We start from the raw sequence: 12,728 nt of genomic DNA, 5'->3' as shown, positions 1-12,728 counted from the left end.
AATCATTGCAGTTTATCATTAATGATTCTATTCATAAAATCTTGCATAAAGGCACGCAAATCAGCGATGCCTTTTTTCATTTCTTCATTATGGGCGATTTGGTCTTTGAGGTTGTGGGTGAGGTTTAAATCATCCTTAGCATATACACCAACTACTTCTCCTTGGAGGTCTAATACATAGATAAAATTACCTTGAATAAGCTGATAGAACTGCGTATTGGTAACAAAAGCACGAGGAGTTTCATCTGCTTTGTTTGCTAGCAAGCTACGCCCCCAAGAGCGGAAAGGTTTTTGGTACCCCATCAAATCTACGAGAGTAGGAAAAATGTCTATTTGTTGCCCCAATACATCTGAGCTCCCCTGTGGGATAAGTGCTTTATTAGGGCTAAACAAAATAATAGGCAAACGGTGGTGTGCTATCTTCTGTTTGTAATAATCATAATAATCTTCAGTAGTATGGTCAGGGATAATGGCAAAGATAGTGTTCGTATACCAATCTTCTTTTTTTACGGTATCGAAGAATTTTCCGATGGAATAATCGGCATATTCCACTACGTTATGCATAGGCATATCGCCGGTATTAAAACGCTTGTTGAGGGGTTCGGGCACTTTATAAGGACCGTGAGAGGAAAGAGTAAAAACCGTTGCCAAAAACGGACGCTTCATTTGGTTGATGTTTTTTGCGAAATACTGCAAGAAGGGTTCATCGTCTATACCCCAACTGCCATTATAGTAGCGCTCATCGTTGAATTCAGTGCGCCCTAAGTAAGTTTCATATCCTATTTGGTGAGTATAGCCATCGAAATTCATAGAGCCATTGGTAGCACCGTGCGCAAAGAGCGTTTGGTAGCCCAAAGAGCGTGCGATTTCGGGCAAAGATGACACTTTGCGCTGAGCATAGCCCGACCTTACCCAAGCGGTTTGGAAGGTAGGCATACCTGCCGTTATAGCCGAAATGCCTTCAATAGAATGAACACTATTGGCATAAATATTAGTAAAATAGAACCCTTGTTGTGCCAAAGAGTCTAAGAAAGGCGTGTGAGTGCGGTAGTTTGGAATATGAGTATTTTGATTCATCACTCCGAAATATTCAGCGCCCATTCCTTCGAGAATGATGACTACTATGTTAGGCTGTTTAGTAATATTACGATGATATTGTTTGATTGGTTTGATATTTTGGGTAATATAGTCTTCGGTAGTAAATTTAAACTCTTTAAAACCTTTGTTTTTGCCCATAGTGCGCAGAATGGTAAATGGTGTATTGAGTAGTACATTCACTTGAGAGATATCGCGGGCATATTTGCTAGCGTCCATCACAGTAAGTGGAATCACCCCTTTTTTGAACGAGAAACCACGTATACCAAAAATAAGCATAGGCGCCAATAGCACCAACACCACTACCGATGTGATAAAGTAAGGCTTTCGATGCATTACATTTTCTTCTTTCACACGGAGTTTCTTGTAGAGGAATACCCATAGCACTACTGATACTAAAAAGACAGCAAAAATAGCCCAATACTGCACCAGGAAGCCTGCGAGTAGCGTCAGTGGGTTGTGTTCGTTTTCTACCAAAGCCCAATCGTTAGTCGTAAGGCGTGTTTTATTATATGAAAAATAAGCAATATCGATAAAATTGAGCAGATAAGCAGGTATATTGCAAATGAAGTACACCCAGAAGAGGACTTTTTGGAAAGTAGGCTTGGTATTGATAAGCAGAGGGAGCACACTTAGGAAGATGAACAGAAGGTTCACGTAGATAATGGCGGTAGTATCGAATAGCAAGCCGTAGAAAGCGAGGTGCAAGAAGTCGGCTATACCGCCTACACTGAGGTGCGCCTGATTGAAACTATAAAAGGCGATGCGAGCTAAAAAGTAAAATAGGTAGACTAAAGCTAGTCGGTAAGTAAGGATTTTGTATTCGGTAGTGCGGAAAGATTTCATAAGTAATTACAATATGGTTTTAAACAATTCGTCCCATTGTTTTACGATTGTTTCTATACTATAGTCATTTGCTTTAGGGAGGATATTTTGTTGGATTTTGTTTCTCAAAGAAGCGTTATGCATCAATTCGGAAAGTTGGTGAGCGTAATCGTTCATATCGAAAGGTTTTACAAGTATACCATTCACCCCATTAGGGGCGAGGATACCTCTTACCCCAGCAGAGCAGTCGAAAGCGATAGGAACGACACCAGCTTGTTGGGCTTCCATTAGGACAGTTCCTTGTCCTTCCATTTGAGAAGAGAGGCAGAAGATAGCAGCCTTATTGTAATAAGGATAGATATCATCGGTTTTACCGACGAAAGTAATGCGAGGTAGAGAAAGCTCTTCTACCATAGCGCGTAGTTTAAGGAGCTCTTTGCCGTCGCCAACAAGAAAGAATTGCCAATCAGAAAATTGCTCATATATCATTTCCCATATAGAGACTAATCGGTCTACACGTTTATCTTTATAGGACATACGACCTACGTATAGCAAAACGTTCTCTTTTTGCAAAGAGTAGGGAGTAGGTACTGAAGGGATAGAGGTAGAAATCGCTTTTAGTTTGTGATTATCGGTGAGTTGTAGAGCTTGGGTGAGTTCATCTTTATAAGCTTCGCAGAGCACGGTAAAGGCGTGGTAATGATTGTAGATAACGCGGTATTTTTCGATTCTAATTTTTCTGTACAAGTGGTAAGAAGGTATCTTGAATCCCCAGAAATAGAGAAAGTGTAATAGACTTTTCTTCGCTTTTTGCTTGAGGCTTTCCAATTCGTTTTCGGACTGCCAAAAGGTAGCTCCATAATGAGCAAAGATACATTTGCATTGAGTTCTCTTAAAGATACCTTCGCCAGAAGCGCTAAAACTCTTGCCTATGAAAACTAAAACATCGATACCTAATTCGTTTACTTTATCAGCTAAAGACACATTAGGGCGGGAAAACAGGCGGGTTTTGCCTATATCGACAAAAGTGATATATTGTTTATCTTCGTCGGTAAGCTCTTGGTGAGCGATGCGAGAAGAAAACACAAACACTTTATATCCTAAGGCTGTGAGATATGGCGCTATATTAGAGGTGATTTTCTCTCCCCCTCCATAAGGGAATCGACCGTGAACAAAACCGATGTTGGGCATAATATTTTTATTTGAAATGCAAAAATACAGAAAAAATAGTATCTTTGCAAAAAAATAATAAAATGTCACCTATATCTGAAAAAGTAAGCGGACTGATTATCACTTATAATGAGGAAAAAAACATAGCTGAAGCGCTGTCGTGTTTTGACTTCTGCGACGAAATCATAGTAGTGGATTCTTATAGTAAGGATGCTACTGTACGCATTGCTGAGTCTTTCCCGAAAGTAAAGGTGATACAGCATAAGTTTCAAGATTTTGCGAAGCAGCGCAATTTGGCGTTAGCGGAGGCAACCAATGATTGGGTGCTTTTTTTGGATGGTGATGAGCGCATTACTCCTAAGCTTAGAGCTGAGATTATACAGACCTTGAGCCGTACGGACAAGAAAGACGCTTACTATTTTCGGAGGTTATTTTTCTTTGCGGGGAAACCTATATACTATTCGGGTACACAAGGAGATAAGAATTTCCGGTTATTCCGCAAGTCAAAATGCCATTACGTGTCTGAGCGAAAGGTACACGAGACGCTTGCCGTGGAAGGTAGTATAGGGGTGCTTAAAAACAAACTGTTACATTACTCGGTAAGCGACTATGATTCGTACAGACAAAAAGCGGTGCTGTACGGCAAATTGCGCGGAGAAGAAATGTACGCTAAGGAGAAACATTACAGTGCCTTAAAGGTGTATACTAAAATGTGTTTTGCTTTTTTTAAGACGTATATACTCAAGTTAGGTGTCTTAGATGGTAAAGAAGGCTTTTTGCTCAGTAAGGTTTCAGCCTTATCAGTATATGAGAACTTTAAAGCTTTAAAACGAGAAGAAGAAAAGAATCAAAAATAATGGTAAAAAGAATTGAAAAATATTTTTCGTGGGGTAGTGTAGGACTACTACTATTAGCTATAACTTATACACTTTTTCAGTTGGATGAAGAAGCTCTTTGGGATGTACATTCTTTTAGAGGAATTCTATCTGTTATTGTTGTTGTTGTTGTAGCAGAAATCTATTTAAGACGAAAAATCCTTTTTGAAAAACTTTCTTTCTTTGAAGGACTCTTTGCGGTGGTGGCAGCAGCTATTGTAGCTTCTTATCTATATAATTTCAAACTTAATTTAGGGCTCAGTATAGTGTTGCTCTTGTTTTGTTTGGGGTATGGAATTTACAAACGTACTTTTTATAAGCCACACCCTATAATGCTCAGTTTGTTAGCTTTTACAGTAATGAAGCTATTAAGTGTTCTATGGGCAACAGATAAGACGACTGCTTTTGATCATATAGATTATTATTGCTTTTTTCTTTTCTTGCCAGTGATAAGTTGTTTTTATAGACCTGAAAAAACTATTCTCCGAGCGTTTATTTATATTCCTTTTTTTATTTCACTCTTGTTACTCCTACTCACAGTAGCCGATTATATCTTTTTAATGCACTACTTAGGGAAACCATTAGTAAGCTTCTTAACTCTAGACAAAACTTACTTAGGGCAACATCTTGATACAGGCTTTGCTACTTACTATCAACCAATAATTTGGAGTATTACCTTCCATCCCAGTAAAATAGCTTGGGGATTTTTAGTAATATGGACTATGGGCTACTGGTTATGGCGTGAAGAAAAAGGAAGGATTATCAATACATTTCAGTTTTTGCTGTATACTTTTTTGATGGCAATGATAGCGCTCATTTTACAAGCTCGTGTAACTATTTTAGGTATCTTTATACTGATGTCTTTATTCGTTTGGGTATCACTGATGAAACGGGTTAAAAAACCTAAACTGATTGCCCTTTTCACAGTAATAGTTTTTGTTATAGGAAGCTTGATTACTAAAGAAATTATTACTAAAACTACGTTTTTTAATGATGAAGGACGTGTTAAAGTCAATGAAGCTGCCTTAGTACATTTTAAAGAACACCCCTTTATAGGTGGAGGTGCAGGTTATGAAACCCAGCTAATTCACAGTTTAAACATCAACCTCAATAGCCTTCACAATGATTTCCTCACAGCTCTTTCTGACCAAGGTTTGTTAGGACTCTCCTTCCTATTACTTTTCCACGTTTTAGTAATATACTACGGACTCAAAAACAAGTATTTCTTAGGGATTTACGTACTCCTTGCCTTCGCTATCTTCAATGCTACCGAAGGCGTAATGGGCTTACCCATTTGCATTCCTTTTTTCCTCTTCTGCCTTATTCCTCCCAAACAAACTTAACCTCTCTTTGCTTCTTTTAAAAGTATTCCTCTATCAACCTCCTTTTATAGATTTTTATCCTATACTTCCCTTCTGTTCAGCTTTCTTATTCTCATAAAACTTTTTTCGCCATTCCCTTCTCTCTATCCACTTTTTTCACTACCTTTGCCCCCGAAATCTATTACCCACAAATCCACTGTTTACTGGTTTTACCTATTTTAAATGAATAAACTACTCATTCTCGGAAGTATCGCTTTCGACCAAATAGAAACTCCTTTCGGAAAAAGCAACGCTATTATGGGGGGCTCAGCTAACTATATAGCCCTTGCTGCCGCTCAGTTCGAAGTCCCCTCAGCTGTCGTCTCTATCGTAGGCGACGACTATCCACAAGACTACTTAAACCTCCTCAGCCAGCGCCATATCGACGTATCGGGCATTGAGATAGTGCACGGAGGAAAAACGCTCTTTTGGAGTGGCAAGTATCGTAACGATATGAACCAACGCGATACCCTCGACACCCAACTGAACGTGCTTGCCAATTTCAAGCCCGTAGTACCCGAAGCCTTCCGCGATGCCGAAGTGCTCTTACTCGGCAACCTCCACCCTACTCTGCAAATGGACGTACTCGACCAGATGCTATCGCGTCCCAAATTAGTGGTGATGGACACAATGAACTACTGGATGAACCACACTTGGGACTTGCTAATGGAGGTAATCGCCCGCGTAGATATGATTACAATCAACGATGAAGAAGCACGACAACTTACCAAAGAGTATTCTCTCGTGAAAGCCGCCCAGCGCATTATGGCAATGGGTGTGAAATTCGTAGTGATTAAAAAAGGCGAACACGGGGCGCTATTATTCCACGACGACAAGGTGTTCTTTGCACCAGCACTCCCCTTAGCCGAAGTATTCGACCCCACAGGTGCCGGTGATGCTTTTGCTGGCGGACTCGTAGGCTATCTCACCAAAACCCGCGACTATTCGTTCAGCAATCTAAAAAATGCTATTGTTCACGGCTCGAACATCGCCTCGTTTTGCATCGAGAAATTTGGAGCTGAGCGCCTGCTTACCCTTACCCAAGACGAGCGCCTTACCCGTTTACAACAATTCCGTGACCTTACTCAATTTGACATTCAACTTAAGTAAGAGATAAGAAGTAAAACTATCGTCTGTTGCCTCTTATCCCTTACCCCTTACCTAAAAAGATATGCTTTACAAAAGAAGTAGCGAACTATTCGCAGCCGCACAACAAGTACTCCCTGGCGGAGTCAATTCACCCGTACGCGCTTTCAATGCCGTAGGGGGACACCCTATTTTTATCAAAGAAGCCCAAGGCGCTTATCTCACCGATGAGGACAACCGCAAGTACATCGATTATATCGCCTCTTGGGGACCTCTCATCTTAGGACACGCCTACCCTCCGGTAATTGAGGCAGTAACCGAGCGCGCCAAGAAAGGTACTTCTTTCGGTATTCCTACTGAAGTCGAAGTCCAAATCGCCGAATTAGCGGTCTCAATGGTGCCTCATATCGATAAGATTCGCTTTGTGAATAGCGGAACTGAGGCTTGTATGAGTGCCGTTCGCTTGGCTCGTGGCTATACCGGTCGTGAGAAGATTATCAAGTTTGCCGGTTGTTACCACGGACATTCCGATGCTTTCCTCATCGAGGCTGGTAGTGGTGGCGCAACTTTTGGTAGTCCCAATAGTCCTGGCGTGACCCAAGGCACGGCTAAAGATACGCTTTTAGCAAACTACAACGATTTAGCCTCCGTAAAAACCCTCTTTGAAGCCAATCCACAGCAAATCGCTTGCGTAATTATCGAACCCGTAGCCGGAAATATGGGCTGTGTGCCTCCTGCCGAAGGCTTTTTGGAAGGATTGAGACAACTCTGTACCGAAAACGGAGCACTTTTGATATTCGATGAAGTGATGACCGGCTTCCGTTTGGCAAAAGGCGGAGCGCAAGAGGTCTTTGGTATCAAAGCCGATATCGTTACCTTCGGAAAAGTGATTGGTGGCGGACTCCCAGTAGGGGCTTTTGCCGGTAGCAAAGAGGTGATGAGCTATTTAGCTCCGGAAGGTCTCGTGTATCAAGCGGGGACTCTTAGCGGAAATCCTTTGGCGATGAGTGCTGGGTTGACAATGCTCACAGCTCTGAATGAACAACCAGAGGTGTTCGACAGTTTAGCGAAAAAGACAGCTTACTTGCACGAAGGCTTCGACAACGTACTGAAACGCGCAGGGTTCCCTTACCAAATCAATAGCTTTGGTTCGATGTTTACCCTCTTCTTTGCCGAAGAACCCGTAACCGATTTCGCCAGCTCGGCAAAGAGCAATACAGCACGTTTCCGCAAGTATTTTCACGGAATGTTACGCGAAGGTATCTACTTACCTCCAAGCGCTTTTGAAAGTTATTTCCTTAACGACGCCCTTACTTACGAAGATTTAGATAAGACCATCGGAGCTCTCAACAGAGTAATTATGGAGTTGTAACACTCATAGTTAGCGTCATACTACACTTTGTCAAAGTCTCTAACCACACGTACTGCTACGATACTTTTTGACAAAGTGTTTTTTTATTATAGCTTATCAAAATTGGTTTGCGAATTTTCGTCCTACACTTTGAAAAGAAATATTCCTCTGTTACATATCCAGCATAGAAAGATATCGGAGGAGTTCAGAAGAGGAGAGGGAGGATTTTTGATGAAAAAAGAGTATAAGAAGGGTGGGGTTAGCTTATAGAGAGCTTATAGGAAGCTTATACGAATCTTGGACGATTGGTATAGAAAGGGTATATAAATAATTGACTCATAATATAATACAGCAACGCTAAAAATGGTAAAAACGGGGTTTCGTGGCGAAAGAAAAGGAATCCTCACCCCGTCCCTCTCCCAAGGAGAGGGGGGGATATAGCGACGGAAAAAAGAAAGAAATGACGAGAGACGAATGACGAATGACGAAGGTAATGTGGTAAAAATATCTCTTTTCTAACATATCCAGCTGTCGCTGGCTACCTTCAAAGGAGGAATTAGGGAGGAAAACATATTCCTTTAAAGGGGGAATGTAGCGACGTGACAAGAGGCTGTTTGGAGCGTTAAAAGAGCGTTAAAATATTTGCTATTAGTTGTCAGTTATTATTTGTTTTATATCTTTGCGCCCTAAAAGTAACATAAATGACTATTCAACAGATTCAGAATGAGTTTATTGAAGACTTTTCGCTGTTTGATGATTGGACGCAACGTTACGAATATCTGATAGAATTAGGCAAGTCGTTACCTCTTATTGACGAAAAGTACAAGACGGAGGAGTACCTCATTAAAGGCTGTCAGAGTCAGGTGTGGTTACACGCCGAAGAGGAAGATGGTAAGCTTATCTTTACCGCCGATAGCGATGCAATTATCACCAAAGGGATTGTTGCTTTATTAGTGAAAGTGTTCTCTCACCAAACGGCTGAGGATATCCTAAAAGCGGATATGAGTTTTATTGATAAAATAGGACTGAAAGACCATCTATCACCTACTCGTGCGAATGGGTTGGTAAGTATGATAGGGCAAATGAGGGGATATGCTGCTAAGGTGTTAGGGAATAGATAAGAAGGAATACACCTGGCGGTGTAGAAATTAAACAAGTCTATTCAAATCAAACAGATATATTTTTATTAGATTTCTGAGGCGTTAGACTTATCTCTTTAAAAAGAAAAATTAAATGACTGAAGAAAGAAAAATAGAGCAATTGGGCGAGGAAATCGTTGAGGTGCTCAAAACGATATACGACCCTGAAATACCCGTAGATATTTACGAATTGGGGCTTGTTTATGACGTGTTTGTGAACGAAGACTTCGATGTAAAAATATTAATGACTCTCACTTCGCCTAACTGCCCCGTGGCAGAGTCTCTCCCAATGGAGGTGAAGGAAAAGGTACAAAGTATTGACGAAGTGCACGAAACGATTGTAGAACTCACTTTTGACCCGCCGTGGCATCAGGATATGATGAGTGAGGTGGCGAAACTTGAATTAGGATTTTTGTAAAAATTATAAATAAATCACTTATGAAAAGACTTTTATTTTCAACTTTACTATTGTCTTCAGTAGCTGTATTTGCTCAGGAAGACCAAACGAATGACGGTGTAGCACAAGACCCTACGGCAGCTCCAACAGAGGAAGCTCCTGCTCCTCGATGGACAAAGGGAGGTAACGCTTCACTGATGTTCTCGCAAGCCGCCTTCAACCACGATTGGACAGGAGGGGGAACTAACAACGTAGCAGCAAGCCTTGCGGTGAGCTATGCTTTTAACTACAAGAAAGACAAATGGGCGTGGGATAACAACGTATTTGTTGATTACGGGATTACTAAACTTGAAGGTGATGACTATTCAAGAAAAACCACTGACCGTTTTGAGGTGAACTCAGTACTCGGTTACCAATTGAACAACCCACAGTGGTACTATTCATTCTTCTTGAACTTCAAAACACAAATGACCGATGGTTACAAATATGAGAACACAGGTCGTACGCTCATAAACCAAATGCTTTCACCTGGATACTTACAATTTGGTCCTGGTATGTTGTGGAAGAAGAGCGATAACCTAAAAGTGAACTTGGCTCCTGCAACTTCTAAAATCACGACTGCTAAAAGCCGTTGGACAGAAACAGGTCCTTTCTACGGTGTTGAACAAGGAAAGAACATTCGTTATGAACTCGGTTTCTACTTGAACGGTTATGCTAAGTTTACTGTAATGGACAATGTATCTTTCGAGAATATCCTCAGCTTGTATAGCAACTATCTCGACAAACCACAAAACGTAGACTTGGATTATACTGCAAATATTGTGATGACTATCAACAAGTACTTATCAGCTAACTTTACTTTCCAAGCTATCTACGACGACGACGCTGCTAAAGCTTTCCAAATTCGTGAAGTATTAGGCTTAGGAGTAAACTACAAATTTTAGTGTGAGGTGCGAGTCGCACACACAGTTGTAGCACGTTAGCAATTAGTAAAAAATAGAGAAGGGACTACCTTAATGGTAGTCCTTTTTTGTTTTGTTATAGAGAAGTTGTGGATTATTCGGAGGAAGCATTTGTAAGAGCTAAGATTGGTATTTAGAAAAATAGTAGTACCTTTGCCTCACACATTATTGCTGAATAGGAGAAGAATTGGAGAAATTAATTGCATACATACAAAAAACCGTTCCTGAGCTAAAAATACAGGAACAGATGCTTAGAGAGGCTTTACAAAAAGAGAGCGTTGCTAAAGATGCCTTGTTGTTGGACTTCGGACAAGTGTGTGAGCATTATTACTTTGTAAACAAAGGGGCTCTTAGGATATTCTTTTACGATGAAGGAGAGGAATACACGAGCTGGATAGCTTTTGAAGATTACTTTTTTACAGAGCAATTTAGTTATACAGATTGCTTACCTTCTCGTTATGCTATTACAGCTATTGAAGAGACTGAAGTGCTGAAAATACATAAACAACAAATGCATTCACTTCTACAAAATAGCTATGAGTGGCAACAGTTCTTCATACAAAATGAGCAACAAACAATATTACGGCTGATGGAAACTATTGAACTCTTTCAAAGACAATCGGCTAAAAAGAGATATGAAGCCTTGTTCAGCTTTCCTGCCTTTATACAAAAAGTGAAACAAAAAGACCTTGCTACAATGCTCGGGATGACTAAATACTCTATCAGCAGGCTAAAATCTTACAAGTAAAGAGAGGAAGTTGCCAAATAGCAACTTTTTTGTGTATTGCTGTGCGTAATTTTGCATTTATAAAACAAATGTAAAATGAACCAAGAAGAACAATACAGTTTTAGTCCGCTGGATAGCTATCAGTGGATAAAGAAAGAGGCTTTCGCTTATATAAAAGCCCAACAATGGATAGATGAGGCACTGTTTGAAGACTTTTTAAACGCTTTTGAAGATTATTTTAAGCACTCATTACAAAAACTATCTCATCTTATCAAGAATGAGTTGGACGAAGGGAATGTGCAATTTGCGGTTTTAGTAGTAGCTTTGTATGAAGCTTTTGTGAAGATAGGCAAGGACGGAAAAGAGGCTTTCAAATGTGTGTGCCTTGCTATCAATGAGCCGATAGCCCCCTTTATGGAGCAGAATACTGAGGCTTTCTTAACAGCTTCGGAGTACCCTTTTAAGGCGATAGTGGAGATATCGAAAGCACGAGAAGCGTTTTATTTTGGCAAGAGTTTTGGCTTTGAACGCCTTATAGACGATGATTATGGCTATGTATTGCAAATTAAAAAGTGTTTGTTTCACGAAGTACTAAAAGCCCTTGAACATACTTTTTTGCAGAGAATTATATGCCAAGTAGACTGCGGTTGGATAAAAGGCATTAAAACAGAACTACACAACTTACATTTTGCACGACCCACTACTTTTGCTACGGGCAATACCTGCCAAATGTGGTTTATAAAAGAAGAAAAAATAGAAGACATACAATGACCCTAAACCTCGATTTCCTCAGTCAGTATTTTACTGAAGTACATTTCGATAAAGATGCCCTCATCACCCGTGCAGGCGAGGTAGAGCACTCGCTCTATTACCTCAGCGAAGGCATCGTGCGCTTTTTCTACTACAATCCCACAACCGACAAGGAAACGACGGTGGATATCCTCTTTGCTGAGCAGTTTTTTATGTCGTATGCCTCGTTTGTAAAGCGTGAACCTTCCCTCTTCTCTATTCAAGCACTGAAAGAGGTTACTGCCTATAAAATAGGGCGGGAACACCTTGAACACCTCATAGAGCAGCAAGAGTACCTACAAATAAAAGCTGATATTTTGGAGCATCTGCTGATTGAGAAGATGCAACGCGAGGCGCAGTTTTTATTGCAATCACCCGAAGAGATTTACTGCAATCTATTGGAGAAAGACCCTAAACTTATCCAAAATATTCCGCTGAAATATATTGCTTCTTATATTGGCATTACCCCCCAAGCGCTGAGCAGGATTAGGAAAAGAATATTTTAATGGTTAATTATCGTTATTTTATTTTAGTAAAGTATAGCGTTACTAAGCTATTTTGGCTTTGTGTGCTGTAGGTGAACTTGGTTTTATTATCTGAAAAGACAAACGGCAAGTCTACTTAGTTTTGAGGATTGGTAACGTTATAATATTTGCCACCCTCTTTTGCCTAGTAAAATGAATAAAATTGTGGCAAGGAGCGCCGAAAAAATAAGTTTTTTCATAGAATTGTTATTTTAATGTACCACACACACATAACAAATTATCCTTTGTCAAATGTTCTTTGTCAATTACTTTTACATTCTTTCTATATTTTTCGTTACCACTTTCTTTTTATTTTGTTGTTTATCAAACAGCTACATTTTTACTTATCTATATTTTCACTATCCAATGTTTTTAGTATATCTTTAACGTTTTATCTTTGCGGCAGAATCAGGTATTAGGGGATAGGT

General features: G+C 40.2%; 12 protein-coding genes. 10 read left to right on the top strand and 2 right to left on the bottom strand.

The window, feature by feature from the left end:
• Positions 1-2 precede the first annotated feature (2 nt).
• Positions 3-1,940: an LTA synthase family protein gene (locus HMPREF1528_RS01605; RefSeq protein WP_016478363.1), complete on the bottom strand. Its 1,938-nt coding sequence runs from the start codon at positions 1,938-1,940 to the stop codon at positions 3-5.
• Between the two features lie 6 nt (positions 1,941-1,946).
• Entirely contained in the window at positions 1,947-3,110 is a 1,164-nt protein-coding gene (locus HMPREF1528_RS01600) for a glycosyltransferase (protein WP_016478362.1), read from the bottom strand.
• Positions 3,111-3,172: 62 nt separating this feature from the next.
• Between HMPREF1528_RS01600 and HMPREF1528_RS01595 the strand changes: the two genes are divergently transcribed.
• The 10 genes from HMPREF1528_RS01595 to HMPREF1528_RS01550 all read left to right on the top strand — a co-directional run bounded on the left by HMPREF1528_RS01595 (position 3,173) and on the right by HMPREF1528_RS01550 (position 12,282).
• Positions 3,173-3,946 (top strand): glycosyltransferase family 2 protein, encoded by a 774-nt coding sequence (locus HMPREF1528_RS01595; protein ID WP_016478361.1) that lies wholly within the window; start codon positions 3,173-3,175, stop codon positions 3,944-3,946.
• Positions 3,946-5,307, top strand: a complete 1,362-nt coding sequence (locus tag HMPREF1528_RS01590) for an O-antigen ligase family protein (protein WP_016478360.1) — start codon at positions 3,946-3,948, stop codon at positions 5,305-5,307. Before HMPREF1528_RS01595 ends, HMPREF1528_RS01590 begins: the two co-directional genes overlap by 1 nt.
• Before the next feature lie 201 nt (positions 5,308-5,508).
• Complete coding sequence (locus tag HMPREF1528_RS01585) at positions 5,509-6,435, top strand: PfkB family carbohydrate kinase (protein ID WP_016478359.1); 927 nt, start codon at positions 5,509-5,511, stop codon at positions 6,433-6,435.
• 61 nt (positions 6,436-6,496) lie between these two features.
• Entirely contained in the window at positions 6,497-7,783 is a 1,287-nt protein-coding gene (gene hemL / locus HMPREF1528_RS01580; RefSeq protein WP_016478358.1) for a glutamate-1-semialdehyde 2,1-aminomutase, read from the top strand.
• A 680-nt stretch (positions 7,784-8,463) separates the two neighbouring features.
• Positions 8,464-8,883: a SufE family protein gene (locus tag HMPREF1528_RS01575; protein WP_016478357.1), complete on the top strand. Its 420-nt coding sequence runs from the start codon at positions 8,464-8,466 to the stop codon at positions 8,881-8,883.
• Positions 8,884-8,995: 112 nt separating this feature from the next.
• Entirely contained in the window at positions 8,996-9,319 is a 324-nt protein-coding gene (locus HMPREF1528_RS01570; RefSeq protein WP_016478356.1) for an iron-sulfur cluster assembly protein, read from the top strand.
• 20 nt (positions 9,320-9,339) lie between these two features.
• Positions 9,340-10,242, top strand: coding sequence for a DUF3078 domain-containing protein (locus HMPREF1528_RS01565; protein WP_016478355.1), 903 nt, complete (start codon positions 9,340-9,342; stop codon positions 10,240-10,242).
• 205 nt (positions 10,243-10,447) lie between these two features.
• Positions 10,448-11,008: a Crp/Fnr family transcriptional regulator gene (locus tag HMPREF1528_RS01560; protein WP_034567757.1), complete on the top strand. Its 561-nt coding sequence runs from the start codon at positions 10,448-10,450 to the stop codon at positions 11,006-11,008.
• 75 nt (positions 11,009-11,083) lie between these two features.
• Entirely contained in the window at positions 11,084-11,758 is a 675-nt protein-coding gene (locus tag HMPREF1528_RS01555) for an L-2-amino-thiazoline-4-carboxylic acid hydrolase (protein WP_016478353.1), read from the top strand.
• Positions 11,755-12,282, top strand: coding sequence for a Crp/Fnr family transcriptional regulator (locus HMPREF1528_RS01550; protein WP_016478352.1), 528 nt, complete (start codon positions 11,755-11,757; stop codon positions 12,280-12,282). The genes HMPREF1528_RS01555 and HMPREF1528_RS01550 overlap by 4 nt, the downstream gene beginning before the upstream one ends.
• Positions 12,283-12,728 lie beyond the last annotated feature (446 nt).

The organism is Capnocytophaga sp. oral taxon 336 str. F0502, assembly GCF_000411575.1.
GTDB classification, from domain to species: domain Bacteria; phylum Bacteroidota; class Bacteroidia; order Flavobacteriales; family Flavobacteriaceae; genus Capnocytophaga; species Capnocytophaga ochracea.
The sequence above is the reverse complement of the archived record's forward strand: the minus strand, read 5'-3'. Positions and strand labels throughout refer to the sequence as shown.